The sequence below is a fragment of the Methanobacteriaceae archaeon genome (assembly GCA_013403005.1).
GTDB lineage: Archaea > Methanobacteriota > Methanobacteria > Methanobacteriales > Methanobacteriaceae > Methanobacterium.
In genome coordinates, this window is the sequence record JACBOA010000002.1 from 70,667 (window position 1) to 91,750 (window position 21,084).

A 21,084-nucleotide genomic window follows, 5' to 3' on the forward strand; every position below is an offset into this window, starting at 1 on the left:
TAACTCAGTGAAATTGCCGGAGTAGTTTAATGGTTTCAATAGATCTAGATGTGGATGATCTGGAAGAGAAAAGAGATGTTGAGGGCCTTATAAAAGCCCTTAAACATCAGGATTATCTTACCCGGAAGGAAGCAGCTCGTGCTTTGAAGAAGGTTGGTGATGAACGAGCTGTGGATGCTCTTATAGATTCTTTGCGCTATAAAAGCTGGCATTCTGATTACATAATTTTAAGTGCAGTTAGGGAGAATTCAGCTGAAGCATTAGGGAGAATAGGAGATAAAAGAGCAATTCCCTATCTTATTGAGTCACTTGAAGATGATCCTGATGAAGAGGTGCGTTTGAAAGCTGCCTGGGCTTTGGGCGAGATTGGTGACCCGGAAGCTGTGGATGCCTTAATCAATGCCTTAAGTGATCAAAGCTGGAGTGTTAGAAGAACTGCAGCCAATTCTCTAGGATTAATTGGTGATCATCGGTCTGTTCCTTACCTTATAAAGTCTCTGGAAGATAGTGACTGGCATGTACGCAAATATTCAGCTGTGGCTTTAGGGAAAATGAAGGATAAATCAGCGATCCCCGTCCTTTTAGAAGCAATGGATGATGAAGATGCAGATGTACGTTGGAAAGCCATGCTGGCACTGGGAAAGATGGGAGAAATCGCAGTTAAACCCCTGATAGAAACTCTTAAAAATAAAAATTGGCGCGTGAGAGCCAAGGCAGCGGAAGTATTAGGTAAAATTGGTGGTGAAGAGGCTCTGAATGCATTAATATGTCTGCTTTTAGGTAAAAATGCGGATAAAAATCGCCATGTTAGGGGAAAGGCTGCAGAAGCACTGGGAAGAATCGGAGATGAAAGAGCTTTAGAGGCCCTGGCAAATGCTCAGAAAGATGAATATAAATATGTTAGGGATAAAGCAGATGTTTCAATCCAAAAAATTCTTAAACCACATGAAAAAGCCCGTATTTTTAATTATGATAATGGTGAGGTTTCTTTCGATTATTCGGAACATTGGGAGATTGTCAACACTGCAGATGCTAAGAAAGTTGTTCGAGGTTTGTATGCCAACAATACCATAACCCTATCCCTTAACCGCAATACTGATGTGGCGGAAATATCATCAGAAGAATTTGCCGAGATGCTCAAAGACGTGTTCCGAATCCAGGGTAGTGAAGTAGTTGATGAGAGAAGTTTTGAAAAATACGGGATGGATGTCTACGAGATTTATGGTGAAAATCATGATGTAACTCCCACCAGTATTCTGATAGTATCCTTCAAAAAAGAAAATTTACTTTATTATATGTGGTTTGTGGGGGATCCAAAGGCTTTTGAAGACGCAAGTGAGGATATAGAAATTATGGTGGATAGTTTCTATATTTACGGATGAATTATTAATAAATTGAGAAATGATGTATTTTTGATTTATTTATGCTGAAAATACCTTCTCATCTATCTATGCTTTTAAATTCACCTTTAAAAACTTTTTTAGCTAATCTGAGAATTAAATACCTTTAGATCCGTAAAAAGTGAATCAAACTTTTGTTGGGTGAATGAATAATTGATTAGAAAAGCTTCCGGGAAAAACTGTGAAGATACTGTTCAAGTATCTATTCAGGAATCCAAAAACATTTATTTTGCTGTTGGTGTTTCATCTAGTGGAAAAGTTGTTAGGGTCTTTCTCCCAGTTCCCAGCAGTGAGTTATTATATGAACAATTTTCCAATGAATTCAGTGATTTTGAATTGACTGATGATTATCAACCCCTTGTTCTGGAGATTATGAAAATTTATGATGGTAACGAAAGCAGTTTTAATCTGGATAGTGTAGAGTTATCTCTTAATAAATCGGAACTAGTGAGGAACCCAATTAACAGTGAATTTAAACTTCGAGTATTAGAGAAGGTGCTGGAAATTCCTCGGGGGGAAGTTAGAACTTATAAAGAAGTTGCCGAATCTTTAAACAGTAGAGCTTGGAGGGCAGTGGGTAATGCCCTGGCAAAAAATCCGTTACCTCTGATTATACCCTGTCACAGGGTAGTTAAATCAGATCTAAGTCTGGGTAATTATGTTGGTGGTGTGGAAATGAAAAAGAGATTGTTAAAAAAAGAGGGGGTGAAGATTAACAGTCTACGGATTATAAGACCATAACCTTCTTTTTTCTGCAGTGTTTAGTTTATGTTTAAAAATATATTGAAATAAACCATTCCCATAAATTTTTCTCTAAGGACTACAGTTTATTCTGATAGGCTTTCATGGCTTCGTTAAGGACTTCTGTGTAAGATAAGTCTTTTTTAAGTTCTTCCAGATCTTCCACTGAGAAAATCTTAAGAACATTATCTTTGCAGGCTTCTACGCAAGCTGGGAGTATCTGGTCCTCGGCATCAAGGCATAATGTACATTTCTGAACGGCCTTTTTCTCCTCATCCATAACCAGCATACCCACAGGACAGGCAATCATGCACAGCCTACAAAGAATACATGCATCTTCATCCACCATTAATGTGCCATCTTCTTCCCGTATAGCACCTGTTGGACATATCCTGGCACATGGAGCTTTATCAGGATGGCATTGCAGGCAGAACAGGGGTACAGTGCTGGTTTTCTTAGTCCGGGCCACTCCATGCACTTTCTTACAGGCATTGATGCAGTCTTCGCATTCACTGCAGCGTCGGGGATCAATTACCATCAGAGTCTTCATTTTATCACTTTCCATTTATTGCATTTAATAGCAAGTTCCATGGATTTCTAGGACTTCTCCTTAAGTTTATCCAAGAAGTCAGGTATTCCTGATGAGTCTCTTGGACCAACCAGAACTTCCCATCCACTTTCGTCTTCAATCTCTCCACTGACCGGGGCGGACAATCCAGGTATGATTAGTGTACGGTTTTCTACTTTATCTTCAATTCCAGTTTCCTTGATAAGGTCGGCCACTGCTTCTGCATTGAGCTGACCACCTGCCAGGGAAACATCAACTGCCCGGCCTTCAGTGTCCAGAACCAGGAGATAGGTGTTGGCTTTACCCTTTATATCTCCTTCCACAGTGTAGAAGGTTAGGGCAAAGTTGGTGGTCATGAGTACTGGTGAATCTTTGTCCACCTCACCGAATTCATACAATCCTGCGTCCACTGCCTGAGGCTTCCTGGGGTCTGTGTAGATGCCCTGTCTTAATGTTAGGACTGGTATTAATTCCCAGATGTTGGTTCCGTGGAATATTAAGATGTCTGCGTATTTATTCATAAGGGTTGCGGCTATGGTTGCCTCCCGGATACCGCCCTGCACTTCATCCTTCTCATATAACCAGGTGAGAGCTGGGATGCCCAGTAGGGGGAATCGGAAGTCATCATCTCTTTCTTCCACTGCCAGTCGTCGGATCATGACAAAATCATCAAGGCTGTCACCAATTCCATCTCCCACAAAGGTACCTGGGTCCAGTACAATGTCCTGTATTCCTTTATCCCGGAGTGCTCGGCTCATCTGTTTCATTTTCTCCAAGTCGTTAGGAGAGAATATGGTCACTGGACAGTTGTATTCCAGGGCCAATGCTGCCATTTCATCTAGGTTGTCCTGGTTAACCGCATATATTAATGGTCTTTCATCCCCCACTTTTTCCAGGGCTGCTTTCATGGCTTCAGAGTCGAATGAACAGAGTATTAAAGGTAATTTGGCTTTTTTTAGTTTACTGGCTGCTTCAGCGAATTTTGCTGCATCCCCAGATGCATTTCTAAGAGCGATGGCATCAAGGGTCAAGAGTTCCCCAATCCTTTCAAACTCGGTTTCCTCTATGGTTTTCACTCTTTCATTGAATGCTTCTTCATCCAGATTATCTGCGATGTCTATTACCATTGCTGTGGGGTTGTAGTATGTTAACTCATATCTGTAAAGAACTTCATCTCCACCTATGGTAATGGTTTTATCACCAGTTCCTATGGTTATCTCGCGTACTGCTGGTGCCAGCAGGGCTTCCAATTTAGAAAAAGCTTCTTCAGATAATTCTGTGCACATTTCCAGTTGGGCTTCTTTTTCTGAGAGTTTGGTGGCAAAAGCCATGCAGGAGGCCTCTCCACAGGCAGGTTCATCACAATCTTCACAGTTGGTTTGGGGTAAAAGTCTGTAAACATCCATTGCAGTTACTTGCATATTTATAACCTCCTTATTCTAACTCCGTTATCCAGTTGGATATGTCTGGCACGTCGGTGGTCAGGTACTCCTTGGTGAAAGTGGAGCCTATTTCGCTTAATAGCTGCACGGAAAGTGGGTGCAGCATCATGAAAATGTCCACCCCGCAGAGCATCATGGTTAACCCGGTGATTATCTCCCATATTGGGCCTCGGTAATCAGTGGGTCCCCATGCATCGTTTTTCATCCATGCTTCTCTGGATCCCCAGGCATTGGTGGTTCCGGAGCTCATGGGCATCTGCAGGTCCTTATCTCCCTTGAGGGCTGCCAAGCGGGTCCTGGTGATTACGTCAATGGAAAATTCAATCCCATAACCCAGAGCACAGGTAGTAGGATCCATTACAATATCATTGGGAGTTAATCCTTCCTTCATCAGGTATTTGTTAAGGGTTTTCTGCATGTTAATGTCAGTTATAGCCCAGCTTAAGACAGCGTGGTTGTAGTCCACTGCTGCTTTGGCCACCTTTTTGTAATCGAGGTCAAGGTTGGCTGATGCCAGAAGACAACGTTCATCCTCTGCTGCAGCTGCTGCTGCTTCTAAAACTATTGGATCTTTTTGTGGGTCTCCAGATGCTCCTATCACCAGGGGCACGTCTACAGCTTGTAAGACTTCTTCGATGTCTTCGGCAGCCTGTCGAGGAGTTTTGTCCATAACTTTAGGTCCGGTTCCAATAAGGTGGATAGTTACCATGTTGGCTCCGAAATCGTTGACTGCCTTTTTAGCCCAGTCTCCCGGGTGTTCCATTACATCAGAGAAGTGTTCTCTTATGGGGCGGGGTAGTCCGGGCATGGGGATGTCAAAAACATCGAAAGTTACCACTGGTGGGTTGGGTTGTGGTTCTTCAAAGCGGTAAAGAGCCTTTTGCCCCCCCAGATAGACAGGCTTTCTGCTTCCAGCCCCCAGTTGCACCTGGGCCACATCTCCAGGATAATCCTTTATAGGTGGGGTAAATTCAATTGCTTCCATTTTCTTCATGGTTTCCTGGACTGCTGCCTGTTTGGTTACTGCCTGCTGCACTACTCTTTGCACGGCTGGCGCGAGCTGCAATTCCAGTTCCTCAAAATCCATTCTAAATTCATTTATCTCTATATAGTCCGTTTTTTCCAATAGTTTAAGAAGTTGCGACATTTGATCCATATACCCACATCCTTAGTTACTTATGATACGGGATAATATCCCAGATACTGCCTTTACAGTATTAGATTGATTGGAGAGTTCCACCAGGGGCTTTCCTTCAATATCAAACTGGGCCACCTCATCATCCTCATAGATAACACCCAACATCTCCAGACCTGTTTCCTTAACCTTCTTCAGAATTTCAGCCTCGTTTTCTGGATTAACCCTGTTTAAGACCAGATAAAGATTCTGGAACTTGATGTCCAGTTCATCAGCCAGCTGGCCAATTCTTTGAGCGGTGAGTATTCCCCTTTTAGACTTATCAGTGACCACCAGCATCACATCCACATTTTGAGTGGTTCGACGACTTAGGTGTTCAAGTCCGGCCTCGGTGTCAATGACAATAACATCATAATTGGATGATAAGTTTTCGATTATCCTTCGGAGCATGTTGTTAACTGCACAGTAACAGCCACTTCCTTCAGGCCTTCCCATTACCAGGAGGTCGAAGTTGGGAGTTTCAATGATTGATTCCATGATTTTATAATCAAGGATATCCCATTTGTTCACTCCTCGAGGAATTCTGCCCTTAGCAGTGTCTTCTTTTAATTCCTCCCTCACATCACCCACTGTTTTGTGCACTTCCACTCCCAAAGCTTCGGGTAGGTTACTGTCAGGGTCGGCATCTATTGCCAGAATATCCTTTTCAGTTTCAGAAAGGGCTTTTATCAGAAGAGACGATACCAGGGTTTTCCCGGTTCCTCCTTTACCACTTACTGCAATGATCACGTTAAAGCTCCATTTTCAGTTATTGATTATTTTTCTAATATTCTCAATTCCAATTCTTTTCAATTGTAATTCATGGTCAATTTCATAATCTTTCCACATAAATCCATATAAAAATCTATGCAGGGGATAGATTCTAGATTTTGAAGTTATTTTTTCTTTATTATCACCTTTTCTGCATAGACTTTGGCATTTTTGAAAATAATTTTTACCCCACCTGATGCAGGTAATGACAACTCTGGTGCATAGGCCACTGGAGCCATGCTCCCCTCTTCCATTTGCATTTCAGCCATTGAAACTGGCTCTTCTTCTAAAGTAATCTCTTCTTCCTCTTCAACAGTTTCAGACTGAACAGAACCCAATCTTTCTATAATGGGGTGGCCTTTATCCTCTAGGAAGCTGCGAATCTCTTTAAGACCAGATACATCTTCCTCAGTGGGTATTTTTTCCCACATATCTTCTGGAATAAAGTCTTTCAATGAGTCTTTTATCTCTTTGGGCAACCATACAATCCTTTCATAACCTCCATCGGCTTGTAGGAATTTAGGTGAACGCATATATTCCAGGCTGAGTCCGGTGAATCCTTCCACCTGCTTACCTCCTGAACACTGGCCAGCCATGGCTGAGAAGGGTATTCCCAGAGGGGTCTCTCCGCGGAAGTCCCGGTCAACAATACCTATACCATCAAGTTCAGGAATGTAGAAGGCTACTGCCTCAAAACAACCACATGAAGTGTGAGGAAACTCGAATACGCTGTGTAGAAATACTCTTTCAACTGTTCCCTGAGATTTCTCACTTACCATTGCATTTACATCGCTGTATTCCCCTTTAACATCATCCAAAAGGTCTCCCTTTTCAACTTCAAAGATAGGCCCATCTGGATCCATTTTTGCTGCAGCCCGGCAGTCGAACCAGTTTATAGCCCCACATAGGGCAGTTCTATCTGGTGTAACCACACATACGTGGGTGGGTGCAAATGACTGGCACATAACACAACCATAGAAGACATCCACATCCTCATCAGAAAGTTCTCGAGCTCTGGCATCTCGCATCTGATATTCTTCCCTGGCTTTGCCAACAAATTCTTCAACCTTTGCAGGTTCGGTTAGAATGGTAACTGCAATTGATTCAATTAAAGGAAACTCTTCTTTGAATAGTATGGAAAGGGTTTTTGCCAGGTGCTCAAGTCTGAAACCTGCACCTAGTGCTTCTTTACTTACACGGCACCAGATTGCATCTCTCTGGTTAAGGTGCATGAATCCCTTAACATAATTACACAGTTCGTGTGTTCGGCGTTCTATTACTCCTTCCAGTTCTTTTTCCAGTTTTTCTCCCTGTATTTCAATCAGAATTCCAAAAGGATGAATATCTCCTTCTTGCATGGCATCCAGTTCAGGTCCAATAACCTCAATTTTTCCATCTTCAACGTTTTCTTCAACTTGCACCAGTTCTGCGCCCATGGATTTGGGTCCTGCCAGTTCCACGAACATATTGGCGGCTCTGATACGTTCCCCCTCATACATGGGGCTTACATCAACAGGTATATCTCCAAACATCCAATTCCTCCATTATAATCCGTATTTATCGGTTAATCGCTTTTAAATCTATTTATTATCCTCAGAAACTATACTGCTTGTTTATTGGTTTATTAAAGAAAAATGTTGTATTCTAATCCGAACCCATCTTTTCCAAGTATTTCATCCATTCTTCATCTTTCATATTGGGGAATGATGCATCTGCATTGGAATGGAAGAATTTACAAATGGTAAGGGTCTTAAGGTGAGGTGCATAGTGTTTGAGGCTGGATAGGCCCTGTGAGCCTATATAATATATGCATCCCAGGAAAATCACCAGATCGTGTGGTCCTTCATCATTCACCCCCTGCCATTCTGGGTCTTTAAGGAGATTTACGATCTCAACCACTCCATATGCTGTTGAATTAAGTCCTTGATCCTTAAAAGATTTATAAGCATCAGCAGTGGTAACTACAGGAAGGTTCCATTTTTCTGCTATTTTTTTGGCTAGTGTAAGGAGAGGCTCCTCCTTCACCAGTGGCCCTAAGACAAAAAGAGGCCTTTTGGCTTTTTTAATCATTAATTCTGCAGTTTCTGGAGTTACCAGTAATGCCTGTTTTGGTCCGGCAATAACTGTGGGCTGATAGGGTATAACTCTTTCATTGGCCATTTAATCATCCTCCATTCCCATTAATGATGGTTCCTGGGGTATTTCTCTTGGCTCCCATCCCATTTCTTCGAGTATTTCCTTTACATCTTTTTTATAAGTAATGGGAATATCCTTCTCATTACGGATGAAAAGGTTTATGTCTGGTGGTAGTCTGCCGTAATATCTTTTGTAAAGGTCAATGTAATGGTTTAGTTTAATCTGACGTCCTTTAGCTGTATCATTGGGTCGGATACATAGTTTAGCTGTCATTACTATGGCTTCTTCCATGTTTTCAGCAGCATAGATCAGGTGCTCGGGTGCTGGTTCACCATCCATCACTTTGCCTGTCCTTAAATCTTTGATTTTCCAGTTTTCCTTTTTATCGGTTCTTCCCAGATATAAACGACGATACTTGGAACCATGGGGGCCTACAACTACTGGGATTCCCCAACGGTTGACTCCAGTGGCAATGGCTGCTGCTTTTTGGGAGTATGCTCCCCAGGCTACACCACAAGCACCCACACGGTTAAGGATGTAATCTGCTATTTCTTCAAAGTTTCCTTCTAGTGGTTTTTTGGCGAATATGTTGGCAATTTTTATACATGCCCCGGATATGTGGGCGTTTGAGACACACGAACCTATATTAAGTAATCCTCGAGCATCGAAATCTCCACTGTACTGTTCATACAGGGTTTTTCCTTCTTCGTCCAAGTATTCTCCGATGGACATGGCACCACACCCAGTGGCCACCACAATGTAGTTACGTTCTAAAAATTCCCTGGCCATTTCTGCAACTTCTTTACCACCATCAGGATAGTTGGAACAACCTACTATGGCAATAACTCCAGGGATATCTCCCAGAACGATTGGAGCTCCAACTCGTCTGATTTCCACATCCTGAACAGGACCTCGGCCTGCGCGGATGTTGAATTTCTCATCCTTAGCTAACTTTTCTCCCACTTTGGCTAACATGGACATCAGGGGAAGTTCTCTTTCACATTCCTGTTCACACCTTCCACATGAGTAGCAAACATCGTTAAGGTAAAGTTTTTCGAACCCTGAGAAATCTCCCTTTCCAGCTGCTACAACTGCTTCCATCATGGGTTTGCTATTGGGACAAACCCGGTTACACCAGCCACATTCAGTACATTCAGAAGCCATATTCTGTATTGCATCAAGTTCTGGCAATTTTTTGAGTTTTTCTCTTTCAGGGGCGAGAATTTTAGCTATTTTAACTGAAACTTCGCCAACCTTCTCCGAGTCCAATATAAGTGCCCCGTCTATTTCCTTGTTTAAAAGTTTTGAAACAATAACATCCGGATCTTCATCTGTCATATCCGGCAGGCCCAGACACATTTTATCTGTGGTGGCAATTACTGCTGTGTTCTTCTTTTGAGCTTCCTCCAACACATCTGTCCGTATACACTGCTCATCCACTATGATAACATCGGCCACTCCACTGCGTATGAATTTAAGTTGTCTTGAAAGAGGGCCAACTACTTTAGCCCGGTCATTGTATCTGGAGATATCTATAGCTGCACAACATATACCACAAACCTCAAAATCCTCTTCCTGTCCTGTTTCATCAAGGTAATCCATGATACTGGCTCCAGGCACCACATTGTGACCTATACATAGTATCACCGGTTTATCCGTGTCAATGGTTCCCACACCCATTTCAACTAGTGGAGCATCTTCATCTCCTTTGGGCATATTCAGGGCTACGATCTGAGCTATATCTCCCACTTCACGGGCCAGATCATCCATTACACCCGAATGAAGTGCTTTGGATTCAAAGTCAAGATTGCTTCCTTCCTGACCGGTGTGACATGCGGATAGAAGGTGGGATAACTGTTCTTCAACATAACCCATAACTTCCCTTAAATCACCGAGATTTTGGGGCTTTTTACCTATAATGGTTCTGGTGATGGGTGCTTCAATGTCTATATTAAGGCCCAGATCAAGGGGATAATCTTCTCCTAATTCTTCAATTAGGTGGTTGATCATGTGCCGTGCATGGCCTGCGTGAGCTGCAGTACCAATGTTACATGCTAAAAGCACTATACGGGCTTGTTGTGTTGCGGAATCAATCCCACAAGCTCCTTTTTTGTTCAAAAGGTCGCATTTTCCGAAGGTGCACAGACAGCACATGTCACAGAAAGGTGCGTAAAAGGGTTCGTAACGTCCCAGTAGTTTCATATCCCATGATCTTAGATCAGTAACATGAGGTTTGGGCGTTGGCCCCATAGGAGTATCTTCTTCAGATATTTCTCCCTCTTTTTCTACTATTTCGCCTATGGATATTTTGATATCCTTGGCTTTCCAGAAATCATCTTTTAATTTCTTTGGTTCAGACTTTGGTTTAGGTGCCACAAATATCACCGAATTATTAATGATTTATAATGATATTTTCTCTTAGACTGATTAGAAATATAAAGTTTGTGCATAAAGATAGCATCAAATTCGAATTTTAATAATAATTCACAAATTCATCATAGAATCCGGGGATCAATCGGGATCAATACATACGAGACCTTACTTAGACACATCATTGATATTATAATGAATACTCGTCTTAAGCCCAAACCGATTAAAAAAAATAAAATTTAAAATAAAGAAAAAATTATGATTTTAATAAACTATGCATATCATGATACAATAAGCCCTTAAAACTAATTATATTAGATTTGACTTGTAAAAATAAAAAAATATGATAATTTAAACTTTGGGTTCCAACCTTTTTATCATAAAGGCCATGAAGGCTACTATAGCTGGGAATAAGAATAGATACATTATTAATAGAAGCATAGGGGGGACAATTGGTCCCATAACTGTAGAAGCAGCAATCAGCATGATCATGGTGATGACTGGACCCAGTATAGCTACAAACATGTATATCATGGTGAATGAGTTGAGTTTCTGGGCATAATCCTTTAGTTTCATCCTCATTTCATAAGCTGTGTCATCAGCAATTACACTCAGAGTTTTGGCCAGATCCCCACCACTGGTGAGTGTTCGGGTAATCTGATATACTGCTCGGGTAAGTCCCTCAGAATCGATCCTTTCACTCATATCGATGAGGGCTTTTTCAGTGGTTTCTCCATATTTTATTTCCTCTAATGCCCTGGCGAATTCTTCTGATAAAGGACCGTAACCAGACATTGCTACCGAACGCATGCTATCATGCAAACCTATCCCTGCCCTTAATTCAGTTGCCATCTGTCGCAGAGCAAAGGGAAGTTCCTTGGAAGCTGCAGTAGAACGACCCCCAGTCTTTATTTTTGGCAGGTACACAATGAACATGGTCATTAGCAGGATAATAATACCAAATACTAATCCTATTTCGACACCAAATCCTAAAATAACTATGATGGTGAAAACAATTGCAAAAGAAAATACCCCTATAATTAATATCAGTTTGGGGTCAAGTCCTGGTTTTTCTTCTTCTTTAAGTAATTCTTCCAAAGATGCTTTGCGTACAGCTGCTTTTTTAGCTTTATCTTTCTCATCTGGTTTTTCCTTTCTCTCATATTTCTGGTCAATGAGATCCCTGAAAATAGCAATTTCATCCTTCTCCATTCCCCTCTTTTTAATAACTTTAGGAGATGGTTTGATGGCAGAGGAATCAAATTCTTTTATCTCAGGTTTGGATTCTCTTTTAAATGTGGGTGTGGAAATTTTTGGTTTTTGAACTTTTCTTATCTTCTTTACAGGTTTTTGCACCCCTTCACTCACCTTCTGAACACCACCCCCTACTTTTTGACTGGAGTTGACTGTTAAATCACCAATACGGTTGAAGATCTCCTTTATGCCGCCAAAAACCATCAGATCACCACATATGTGCATAGATTCATTATTATTATCCCTAATTTAGCCCTGTATTCTACTCATATTAATGGGATTTCTATCTTTATTTATCTTTCTTGTTTCTTTAGTTTTGTTTTTAGATGAATTGATTGATTTATGTATTATTTTAAAGAATTCTATCCAGCATGGCATCAGGATCTTTGTAGTAACTATTAATACATCGCCCTACTTCCTCAATGGAACGTATGTTGTTATCAGCTAAATACTCCAGAACCAGCCTTCTTTTTTCAATTTCTTCTTCAAGTTCAGTCATGCCCACACCCCTCATTTCAGCCATTTCTCGGAGTGTCTGACTGGCGATTCCCACATATTCAACCTTATCCGTAACATTATTCCACTCGAATACACGGTTGAGTTGGACATTACCCTCCTCCATTCCCACAACCTCAGCAACTTCAGTTATCCTACGGATTGATCCGCCCTCAGCCCTGTACATCCTGTTCTGCATTATGATAAAATCCAGTGCTGGAATCATTATGTTAGGCACGTTCATGGGAGAGTTAATTAATCGAGTTATAGTTTCCCGGGCAGTGTTGGAGTGAAGGGTACCCATTCCCGAGTGACCTGTGTTCAGGGCAGTGAATAGTGTTATGGCTTCCGCCCCACGAACCTCACCCACAATTACTCTGTCGGGCCTCTGACGGAGGGAGTTTTTCACCAGGGTATCCATAGTGAGTTCACCCTTACCTTCAATGTTAGGAGGGCGTGTTTCCATACGCAACACATGAGTGTGAGGTAACTGCAATTCCAGAGTATCCTCAATGGTAATAATACGCTCACGAGGAGGTACAAAAGCAGCAATGGTGTTTAGTGTGGTGGTTTTACCAGAACCAGTACCACCGGCGATTATAGCGTTACATGGTTTCACACCCATACCATCTGTGCAAACCCATAGGAAACCTGCAAGGTGGGAGGACATGGTTTTGAAGTTGATTAAATCCACCACAGTGAGTGGGTCTTTTCTAAACTTCCTGATGGTGAGTGTGGGTCCATCCGCAGAAACCGGGGGAAGAGTGGCGTTAACCCTGGAACCATCTTTAAGACGAGCATCCAATATGGGGGTTTGCTGGTCAATGCGACGGTTCACCTGCCGTGCAATAACATCTATTATGGAGCGGATGTCATCATCACTATCAAAAACAACATTGGTAACCATCATCCCGATCTTACGGTGATAAACAAATACACTACTGCCAGTACCAATAACCATGATCTCTTCCAGATCATCATCCTTGATCATGGGATCCAGTTTTCCGTATCCCAACATCACCTGAGATATCTGAGTAGCCAGCCGCTCCACATCTCGAACCCCTCTGGTTCGCAGGAACTGCTTAACTTCACCTATAAATGAATCTTCATCTATATTGAATTCTTCTCCCTGAGAAACTGCTACTTCCACCAGTTTCTCCCGGACTTCGTTAAAAATCATTTCTTCTTTATCTGAAAAATGAGGGACACTCACATTGTACTTGGGTATCAACCCTTCTTCGATAATTTCCGCCTTTAAACCTTTAGAAACAGATTTTCTTACCTTTTTAGTGCGCTTGGGCGGTTTTTTCATTATCTTATCCAGGGTGAATTCCTCTTCATCTTCTTCATCAGGAATTAGAGGTTCTTTTTCTTCAACAGGTATAGAGAAATCCTCTTCTTGGACAACAGTTTCATTTTCCTCTTCAGAACCAAACTCTCCCAAAAGATCCTTCAGTATTTCCTTGCGCTTGTCCTTCATGTTCTCACAGTTATAAATTATCTAATGTTATTTATATAGAGTATCAAATATTTAAGTATATGGACATAAAGTGCAAATGCAACAATGATTGTATAAAAAAATCCATCTCCCTCTTAAAGAATATTGACTACTTTTATTTTCCCTGTGATAAATGTCAGAAATGGAATTTTAAGAAATTTAAACCATTGCTTGAACAATTAGATCCAGCTCAAAAAATCAATGCTGACTGGGGAAGATGTTCCTGCGGACGTAGGCATCTGGATGTGGTGATTGCCCACATTCTCAACATCATGCAGGAAGATGGGCTGAAAGATGAAAGATCCACCTTAAGAGAAACTTGTGTTCCTCTAATTACTCCAGCATATCCTCTAAATTCAGCACCCTACCTTGATGAAGATACTCTGGTGATACTCTCCCCTGAAATCAGCCGTGAATGTGCAGAAAGGATTGTTAGCCAAGTTCCAGAAGTTAAAGGAGTGCTTAAAGGTGATATTAAAGACACGGTGGGTATTAAAAACTCTGAATCGTCTCCACATACATACCAACTCCTGGCGGGCTGTGACCTGCGTCTGGACATTGTGCAGACACCATTTGGAGCAATTTACATTTGCAAAAATCAGGGAGATATCCATATAGAATTCCCTAAACCTGTATCCCCCAAAATCATACGTTTAAAAAAAGTATTAGGAAAATATGAGCATCCTTCAGTTTTGGACTGTACCTGTGGCCCTGGGACTCTGGGTATAGCAGCACTTAAAGGAGGAGCTAAACGAGTGGTTTTCAATGACATTTGGTACCCTGCAGCCCGTACCACTGCCCTTAACCTGGAAGTTAATGGTTTTCCATTAAATCTAACTGGAAACAAACAAGGATTAATTGCACAAGGTGAATATGGGGAAGTTTATTGTTTGGATGTTTTAAAGCTTGGATCTGTGTTAAATGACAAATTTGATTTGTGTTTGGTGGACACTTTCCCTGGAGTGGACACCAAAAACTTTGAAAACGCCATAAAGCATCTATGCCAGGAAGTTGTTATTATCTAAGCTAGTAAAATGTGAAGCTAATCTTGATGCATGTCTCAATGATTTATTTAAAACCTATAAAATTCATTATAAACATTATAATTGACATTTAAGCCTAGTTATACCTATAAAATGCTTTGAAATTCTTAATAACTCACTTAATCATATAAGCCATCAAATTAGGTGAAAACTTCATGAATCCCTCTTAGACCATTCTCTTCATTTTAAATCCATATAATTTTTAAGCCGTATATTTAGCTATTAGCTAAATTTATGTAATTCCCATGTAAACCACAATTGCAGGAATTATAAGCACACCCATTAGATGGGATTTGTTAATGTCCAAGTAGTGAGGTAAAAGTCCCATTGCAATGGATGTCACATAAATAAACATTACGAAAATTAGATTCGCATGTTCCATAACTGCAAAAATGACCACTAAAAAGCTCATGAAAATGATAACTGCCCATGATAACTTTTTATAATTTAATTTTTGCATGGAATGACTTAACCAGTCCCCTAATTTTATGCAGAGAACCATTGATATGGACACTGCTGTTATGGATGAGAATATCATTATTAGAAGGTGGTTGAAATCCAGTCCCTGCAGTATCTGGTTTACATATACTGCAATGCCACTGCGAGGATTCCCAATTAAATATATTGCTATCAGTGAAAAGAGAGCATCTGATGCATTAACACCACTCATGGCCACTAAAAATCCCTCTCTCTGGTTTTCTAGGTCATTACCCCCACTTAACTCCTGGGCAAGTAAACTGCCCTGTGCAGGACCCATTCCCGGTAAAAACCCCAGAATACTCCCTGCAATTCCACCTGAAAATACACTTCTGATAATATCTTTGTTTACTTCAAGATGATGATCCTTATTTTGGAGAGGGAGCACAGATTCCTCGGATAGGCTGTGAAGAAGAGTGCTCACTCCAAAAAGCCCGGAAAAAAGACATAAAAGTGCAACACTTGCTGAAAGGGGGGAGTTCAGAACTGTCCAACCCATAATACCTGAAAAAAGAAAGATAATTGTGGACCAAATCAGAGATTTGAAGTCACGACTCAGACGGTAGAGCATGTAAACCACTGTAACCGATAGAATAATCCAGATGTATGGCTTTAACAAGCCATATAAAAAGGGCAATACTACCATAAAAAGAGGAAGGAGAAGAATAGTTATCATCATAGCTCCGAAACCACCTAATGAAACCAGACGAATGGCTTCCTTTCCTCGGCCCTGGAGTAAGAGATGATGTCCAGGCATTACTGAGAGAACAGTTCCCTCTTCTGGGACACCTAAAAACATGGAGGGGATGAATTCCAGCAATGCATGGGAAATAGACATGGAAAGTAAGAATACTGCCAGAACTTCTGGAGAATAGGAATATAATAGAAAAGTTGATGCTGAAAATACAAAAGCTCCCACAGTGTTCACATGAATACCTGGAATTAAACCAGTAACAACACCGCATAAGACCCCTATTATACATGCTAAGATGATTTCAAACATAAGAATCAACCCCCATTAAATTAATTTATTATTAATAATATTTTTAAAAGTATTAATAAATATTTCTCTACTACACCCTCAGAAACATCAACCTTAATCTTAGCTTAGTCATGGACCCCAATCCATTAAGGGAATGCCCCATATTCAAAATCAGCCAGAAAAAAAATAATCAGGACTTTAAATTAAAAAAAAGCAAGTTTATTATTTTAAACATTAATTATGGTGCGGTCTCATTAAATAAAAATTAATAAAGCTTTTTTAAAGCAAGTTCAGTTATTAGAATACAAATATTGAATTAAAAAGGAATAAAATTAAAAAATTTGAAAAATACTAAAAAATAATGGAACGGTTATCACTTTCTTACATTAACCTGCGGACGTCAACTACTTCCACACTGGCAACATCTTCGAGTTGGGAAAAGACTTCTTCTGCCTTTTCAGTTCCACCTTCACCATCATCCACAATTACCATAACATTTAAGGCCACCAGGCCAAAGGCTATTGGTTCCTCTTCAATTTTGTGGAGTTCAGTTCCTTCAGGTATTGATTTTTCGACATTTTCCTTAATCTGAGCTAAGTCCACTTCAGGACTTTCTGGCATTAACTTAATGGTTGCTACTACTTCACCCATCTAATTCCTCCGTTATCCTATTTTTCTCATGAAAATCTAAATTAGTTTTTAAAATATTCTCTTTAAATATAAAACCAGAAGGTTAAAATCTGAAAAACTCCCATTTAAAAATTTATCACCATTATTAGGCTTACTAATAATATGATTTTATAATAATGGGGTAAATCAGAAAATTAGGGTTTTTAAGATTTATTCTATTTTTAAACGGTTTTAATATGGCTTAAAGATTTATGGACCGCTAAATCCACACTTACACTGGTAAAGATGGCCGAAAGTCCGGCATTTCTGACATCTGTACAGTATTTCTTCGCATTCAGGACACTCAAATTTTACATAAGTCTCTACAGGAGATATTTCCTGTTTACATGATGTACATTCTATTTTTTCCATTTAATCTCCTCCAATAAACGTGCTTAAAGAGCTATGCCCCTCTAATAAGGATATGACCCTGTCAGGGTGTTTACCATTCACAACATATGAGCTGGTTTTATATTTAAGTAAAAGCTCAGCAAAGCTCTCATCCAGTGAAGTTTCACCAAAATTTAGAAGTTTTTTTGCACTTATTTCCTTGATGAATTGTGCGCCATCTGATGATGGACAATGTGTATATATACCATCTACATCAGTGGCTATTAATAGTTTCGCCTCAAGCAGGTGGGAAATATATAATGCAATAGAATCAGAAGTCACTCTCCACGAGTGCTCCAGAGGATCCCTTTCTTTAAGAATGGTGGACGGAATTAATACAGGTAATTTACCGTTTTTTATAACATTTTCAGCTTCTTCCAATGATTTTACAGCTTTTGATTCCCTGATTTTGTCCGTTAAGATCATGGCCAGAATGTCCATGCATAAAATTGCAGTCCAATGACCGGTTGAGGGAGATAAATTTATTTTTTCATGGTATTTCCGGATCTGGTTAGCCAAATCTCCTCCACCACAGATAACCAGAACATCTCTACCAACCAGTTTTCGGGCCAGGTTTATTGAATAATCTGGGAAAAGACTTCCCCCTATTTTAACCACCCATTCCATAACCATTCTCCTTTAAAGTAGGTTTTAGATCCTATTAGTTCATTGAAATTCAGTTCTTATTAATTCATGGATATGATAAAAAAATAAGATTGTAAAATAGTAATTACTTAAACAGTTTAAGATCCTGAGTTATTTTATCTATTATTTCATCCTTTTCAGGCCCTATACCCAGGCAAGTGATGGTTGATGGAGGTAGTTCGGTGTGACCAGCATCCTTTACCAGGTAGCATGGAATACCTGCAGCTTTAACCAGTTCATAAACCTCAAAAAGTTCTTCCTGACTTTTTACTTGAACTACTACTTTTTTCCCACCTTCAGATTCCCATTCTCTGATAATCTTATCATCAGCCCTTTGGTAAGCCCCTAAACTCCCATGGCACGCTTGGGCTGCTAATTTACCTTTACTCATTTTCAGGTCTGCTCTCATCACAATTACTTGTTTCATTTTCTTCACCAATGAAAAAAGGAAAATCTTTAAAATCTATTTAAAGTTGGGATAATCTAAAGAACATCTAAAGAACTCATTTGATACATATTGAATAATTATATTTCTTTGTAAATAATTCCATTATATTAATCAATAGATTAGTAAATAGTTTCAAATTAAATCTATATCCTAAAATGATCTACTTATTGAGTAATATTGAATAATTATGGATTTTCTAATCTATGTAATCCAACACCTAAAATATCCGCTTTTCTGTGATTGCTTTTCTGTGATTTTATTAATAATATTCTAAGATACGCTATATAATTCTAAGATAATTCTAAGATATATGACCTTAATCCCAGATTCGATGCTTAATTTAATATAAACATGTGGAATTCTTGAATTAGATATAATCCATTCTTACACAACACATGAAGATAATAAGAATAGATAATTATTTGATTTTTCCAATTCTCTGCTATTCAATTGTGAAGCTGTTTACTATTAAATCAAAGTTTGATTTTTGTGCATTGAAATCCGGGGTTGGTGCACTGCATACGATGTAGTAAAGATTGTTACCATCTTGCAAAGCAACAAGACGTTCTGTTTTAGCCACTCCTGATGTGGTGCTTATGGTGTAGGTGATATCTTTAGCACTTAGTCCGTTGATGGTAGTCTCTTTTTCAGATATCAACTGCCCGCCTGCAGACTGGATATCCGCTACGTTGGCAGCAGTTGCATCAGCCAGAGAGGTGGTAGTTGTTAATTGCTGGAAGAAGGCCAATATTTGGTAGTTGTTATTCTGGACACTGTTGGGATCAACCACTGCTGCCAGTACTTCAGTATTTCCCTGCACCTTCAAATTTAATTGATCCGGTGAAAGTTCATCCCAGGAAGAAGGATAGTTAAAACTGATCCCATTACTATTGTATGTCTTATAAACATTGCTAGTGCATCCAGATGCAAATACCACTACAGCCATGACGGCCATTACCATTAACATTAATGAATGTCTTTTTACTTTAATCCCCCCATTTTAAATCAATTTTTATATCACAGGAAATTAAAAAATCATTTCAGGAATTTTTAAACGCATATAGTTTTGTAATATGCAAATAGCGTAATATTTTATTATAATGCATTATTACGATGCTTTTTCTTATAATAACAATTACTTTTATAATAATTACTTAAATTATTTATATAATTCTTTTGAACTGTGTTTTTTTTTAAAAATTTAAATCAGTTCATTCTTATCCACTTTGATTTATTCACTCATAAATTACTTTTAAAATTACTTTAATCCCCCTAGACTTCATTAACTGACTTAACTTCTTAAATCTCCTTTCACCCATTTTACCCATGTCATTGCAAAAAATCTATTTTTTGAGTCTTTTGCCAATTCTCTCCACATCTACTGAATAAACTTCCATACCTGGAATAACAACCCTTACCACTGGAATATTTATTTCTGGCCGGGTTAAATCTGTGTATAATACCTCTTCAAATCCACATTTTTTCAGTAGTTTCAGAGAAGTTTCAATATCCTCTTTGAATGATTTTTTAGCCTTATTTTTTACATCAGCAATGTCAATGACATCTTCGGATTCTCCGAACCAGTGCTTGTTTATCCTTTTCATACGCTGGTATCCTGCTTTGCGCATGAATACCGCCCGAGTAGTGTCTTCACGAGTTCCATGTATTTGTGTGGCTCTGCTCTGGGCCACCTCTGTTAAAGCGCGTATGGCTGCTACTTCAGGATCCAGGTGCGTGCCCACTCCCAGGGTTAAAAGAGCAGGATCTTTAAGTACCGTATCATCTGAAACTGCCGCCATGGTGGTTATATCCACATCGGCAGTAAGGTCCACCAGTTTAACATCAACGCCTGCTTTTTTAAATTTAGAACTTATATCCTGTATTAGGGGATTTTCAGTATTTTGGTAATTGACTTCTGGTTTAGGCTCACGTAAAGCTTCGAAAATACTCCAGGCATCCCTCTCCACAACCTCGGTTATACCATGGAAAACTGCCTCTTCCAAGACGTTACCTGATGCCAGTCCATTTGTATTGGATTTAAAAAGAAACTCTCCTTTATCCGGTTGGTAAGGATGGTAAACTGCATTGGCAGGTATCAAGCATTCCTCATCATTCCCTGCATTAACTGCAGTTACCCAATCTATATTTATTTTATCAGCTGGAGCACTCCCTGAAGGTAATATTAAAGAATCCGGATCCACACATCCATCCAGTTCTTTAAAACAACCGTTAATTATCTTTTCATTGTCTTTTTCCTGTTGTTCTGCAGAATATCTTTCAAATGCTTCCATCATGGCAGAAGCCTTGGCTTGAGGTTTGGTGGCTCCTTTTCCTGCGTAAATACTCACCGCACCTTCAGCAGCGCCTGGACGAATAGCAGAATACACCGGTATTCCGATGCGGTCCAAATGAGTTATTTCCGCTATTCTGGTAACCCCTGCTGTCCTGAGTTTTCCTTCCACTTCTTTTATGGTTTCTTCAGGGTCTCGGCATCGGTGAGTGCCGGCAAAGTATTTGACTGGAATCTCTTTAAACATGTTAATCCTTTTTTAAAGTGTATGGTATCCTTTGAATCATTATT

General features: G+C 39.8%; 19 protein-coding genes. 3 read left to right on the forward strand and 16 right to left on the reverse strand.

The annotated features are described in order from the left end of the window. Window positions 1-29: 29 nt before the first annotated feature. The gene (locus HVN35_02695) at window positions 30-1,382 is read left to right on the forward strand and encodes a HEAT repeat domain-containing protein (protein ID NYB51460.1); all 1,353 of its coding nucleotides are present in this window, start codon (window positions 30-32) and stop codon (window positions 1,380-1,382) included. Between the two features lie 390 nt (window positions 1,383-1,772). Then, the gene (locus HVN35_02700) at window positions 1,773-2,141 is read left to right on the forward strand and encodes an MGMT family protein (GenBank protein NYB51461.1); all 369 of its coding nucleotides are present in this window, start codon (window positions 1,773-1,775) and stop codon (window positions 2,139-2,141) included. A gap of 79 nt (window positions 2,142-2,220) precedes the next feature. Here HVN35_02700 and HVN35_02705 read toward each other — a convergent pair whose 3' ends face one another. The 9 genes from HVN35_02705 to HVN35_02745 all read right to left on the reverse strand — a co-directional run bounded on the left by HVN35_02705 (window position 2,221) and on the right by HVN35_02745 (window position 13,831). Continuing rightward, a complete protein-coding gene (locus tag HVN35_02705; GenBank protein NYB51462.1) occupies window positions 2,221-2,691 on the reverse strand; it encodes a 4Fe-4S dicluster domain-containing protein in 471 nt (156 codons plus the stop codon). Window positions 2,692-2,738: 47 nt separating this feature from the next. Continuing rightward, window positions 2,739-4,130, reverse strand: a complete 1,392-nt coding sequence (locus HVN35_02710) for an acetyl-CoA decarbonylase/synthase complex subunit gamma (protein ID NYB51463.1) — start codon at window positions 4,128-4,130, stop codon at window positions 2,739-2,741. Between the two features lie 13 nt (window positions 4,131-4,143). Beyond that, window positions 4,144-5,307, reverse strand: a complete 1,164-nt coding sequence (locus tag HVN35_02715; protein NYB51464.1) for an acetyl-CoA decarbonylase/synthase complex subunit delta — start codon at window positions 5,305-5,307, stop codon at window positions 4,144-4,146. Window positions 5,308-5,319: 12 nt separating this feature from the next. Then, the gene (locus HVN35_02720) at window positions 5,320-6,075 is read right to left on the reverse strand and encodes an AAA family ATPase (protein NYB51465.1); all 756 of its coding nucleotides are present in this window, start codon (window positions 6,073-6,075) and stop codon (window positions 5,320-5,322) included. Window positions 6,076-6,221: 146 nt separating this feature from the next. Then, the gene (gene cdhC, locus HVN35_02725) at window positions 6,222-7,628 is read right to left on the reverse strand and encodes a CO dehydrogenase/CO-methylating acetyl-CoA synthase complex subunit beta (protein ID NYB51466.1); all 1,407 of its coding nucleotides are present in this window, start codon (window positions 7,626-7,628) and stop codon (window positions 6,222-6,224) included. Window positions 7,629-7,740: 112 nt separating this feature from the next. Next, entirely contained in the window at window positions 7,741-8,256 is a 516-nt protein-coding gene (gene cdhB / locus HVN35_02730; protein ID NYB51467.1) for a CO dehydrogenase/acetyl-CoA synthase complex subunit epsilon, read from the reverse strand. Continuing rightward, complete coding sequence (cdhA, locus tag HVN35_02735) at window positions 8,257-10,617, reverse strand: CO dehydrogenase/acetyl-CoA synthase complex subunit epsilon (GenBank protein NYB51468.1); 2,361 nt, start codon at window positions 10,615-10,617, stop codon at window positions 8,257-8,259. Between the two features lie 336 nt (window positions 10,618-10,953). Next, window positions 10,954-12,060: a type II secretion system F family protein gene (locus HVN35_02740; protein NYB51469.1), complete on the reverse strand. Its 1,107-nt coding sequence runs from the start codon at window positions 12,058-12,060 to the stop codon at window positions 10,954-10,956. 148 nt (window positions 12,061-12,208) lie between these two features. Beyond that, complete coding sequence (locus tag HVN35_02745; protein ID NYB51470.1) at window positions 12,209-13,831, reverse strand: CpaF family protein; 1,623 nt, start codon at window positions 13,829-13,831, stop codon at window positions 12,209-12,211. A gap of 59 nt (window positions 13,832-13,890) precedes the next feature. Between HVN35_02745 and HVN35_02750 the strand changes: the two genes are divergently transcribed. Next, on the forward strand, window positions 13,891-14,874 hold the full coding sequence (locus tag HVN35_02750; protein NYB51471.1) for a 50S ribosomal protein L11 methyltransferase: 984 nt from the start codon (window positions 13,891-13,893) through the stop codon (window positions 14,872-14,874). Between the two features lie 250 nt (window positions 14,875-15,124). Here the strand turns inward: HVN35_02750 and HVN35_02755 are convergent, their stop codons facing one another. The 7 genes from HVN35_02755 to HVN35_02785 all read right to left on the reverse strand — a co-directional run bounded on the left by HVN35_02755 (window position 15,125) and on the right by HVN35_02785 (window position 21,040). Next, entirely contained in the window at window positions 15,125-16,372 is a 1,248-nt protein-coding gene (locus HVN35_02755) for a tripartite tricarboxylate transporter permease (GenBank protein ID NYB51472.1), read from the reverse strand. Between the two features lie 360 nt (window positions 16,373-16,732). Next, complete coding sequence (locus tag HVN35_02760) at window positions 16,733-17,002, reverse strand: elongation factor 1-beta (protein ID NYB51473.1); 270 nt, start codon at window positions 17,000-17,002, stop codon at window positions 16,733-16,735. A 228-nt stretch (window positions 17,003-17,230) separates the two neighbouring features. After that, window positions 17,231-17,392 carry a DUF1610 domain-containing protein gene (locus tag HVN35_02765; GenBank protein NYB51474.1) on the reverse strand — a complete coding sequence of 54 codons (162 nt, stop codon included), beginning with the start codon at window positions 17,390-17,392 and terminating at the stop codon, window positions 17,231-17,233. Then, window positions 17,393-18,037, reverse strand: a complete 645-nt coding sequence (locus HVN35_02770; GenBank protein NYB51475.1) for a delta 1-pyrroline-5-carboxylate synthetase — start codon at window positions 18,035-18,037, stop codon at window positions 17,393-17,395. Between the two features lie 103 nt (window positions 18,038-18,140). Next, a complete protein-coding gene (locus HVN35_02775; GenBank protein NYB51476.1) occupies window positions 18,141-18,482 on the reverse strand; it encodes a peptidyl-tRNA hydrolase in 342 nt (113 codons plus the stop codon). Between the two features lie 463 nt (window positions 18,483-18,945). Beyond that, window positions 18,946-19,464, reverse strand: coding sequence for a hypothetical protein (locus tag HVN35_02780; protein NYB51477.1), 519 nt, complete (start codon window positions 19,462-19,464; stop codon window positions 18,946-18,948). 382 nt (window positions 19,465-19,846) lie between these two features. Then, window positions 19,847-21,040: a YcaO-related McrA-glycine thioamidation protein gene (locus HVN35_02785; protein NYB51478.1), complete on the reverse strand. Its 1,194-nt coding sequence runs from the start codon at window positions 21,038-21,040 to the stop codon at window positions 19,847-19,849. Window positions 21,041-21,084 lie beyond the last annotated feature (44 nt).

What these genes read in the sequence shown, in the direction of transcription:
- cdhC (NYB51466.1), bottom strand. Translation starts at nt 7,628, where the DNA reads ATGTTTGGAGATATACCTGTTGATGTAAGCCCCATGTATGAGGGGGAA.
- HVN35_02715 (NYB51464.1), bottom strand. Translation starts at nt 5,307, where the DNA reads ATGGATCAAATGTCGCAACTTCTTAAACTATTGGAAAAAACGGACTAT.
- HVN35_02705 (NYB51462.1), bottom strand. Translation starts at nt 2,691, where the DNA reads ATGAAGACTCTGATGGTAATTGATCCCCGACGCTGCAGTGAATGCGAA.
- HVN35_02755 (NYB51472.1), bottom strand. Translation starts at nt 16,372, where the DNA reads ATGTTTGAAATCATCTTAGCATGTATAATAGGGGTCTTATGCGGTGTT.
- cdhB (NYB51467.1), bottom strand. Translation starts at nt 8,256, where the DNA reads ATGGCCAATGAAAGAGTTATACCCTATCAGCCCACAGTTATTGCCGGA.
- HVN35_02750 (NYB51471.1), top strand. Translation starts at nt 13,891, where the DNA reads ATGGACATAAAGTGCAAATGCAACAATGATTGTATAAAAAAATCCATC.
- HVN35_02785 (NYB51478.1), bottom strand. Translation starts at nt 21,040, where the DNA reads ATGTTTAAAGAGATTCCAGTCAAATACTTTGCCGGCACTCACCGATGC.
- HVN35_02775 (NYB51476.1), bottom strand. Translation starts at nt 18,482, where the DNA reads ATGAAACAAGTAATTGTGATGAGAGCAGACCTGAAAATGAGTAAAGGT.
- HVN35_02695 (NYB51460.1), top strand. Translation starts at nt 30, where the DNA reads ATGGTTTCAATAGATCTAGATGTGGATGATCTGGAAGAGAAAAGAGAT.
- HVN35_02745 (NYB51470.1), bottom strand. Translation starts at nt 13,831, where the DNA reads ATGAAGGACAAGCGCAAGGAAATACTGAAGGATCTTTTGGGAGAGTTT.
- HVN35_02700 (NYB51461.1), top strand. Translation starts at nt 1,773, where the DNA reads ATGAAAATTTATGATGGTAACGAAAGCAGTTTTAATCTGGATAGTGTA.
- HVN35_02780 (NYB51477.1), bottom strand. Translation starts at nt 19,464, where the DNA reads ATGGTAATGGCCGTCATGGCTGTAGTGGTATTTGCATCTGGATGCACT.
- HVN35_02710 (NYB51463.1), bottom strand. Translation starts at nt 4,130, where the DNA reads ATGCAAGTAACTGCAATGGATGTTTACAGACTTTTACCCCAAACCAAC.
- HVN35_02765 (NYB51474.1), bottom strand. Translation starts at nt 17,392, where the DNA reads ATGGAAAAAATAGAATGTACATCATGTAAACAGGAAATATCTCCTGTA.
- HVN35_02740 (NYB51469.1), bottom strand. Translation starts at nt 12,060, where the DNA reads ATGGTTTTTGGCGGCATAAAGGAGATCTTCAACCGTATTGGTGATTTA.
- HVN35_02770 (NYB51475.1), bottom strand. Translation starts at nt 18,037, where the DNA reads ATGGAATGGGTGGTTAAAATAGGGGGAAGTCTTTTCCCAGATTATTCA.
- HVN35_02760 (NYB51473.1), bottom strand. Translation starts at nt 17,002, where the DNA reads ATGGGTGAAGTAGTAGCAACCATTAAGTTAATGCCAGAAAGTCCTGAA.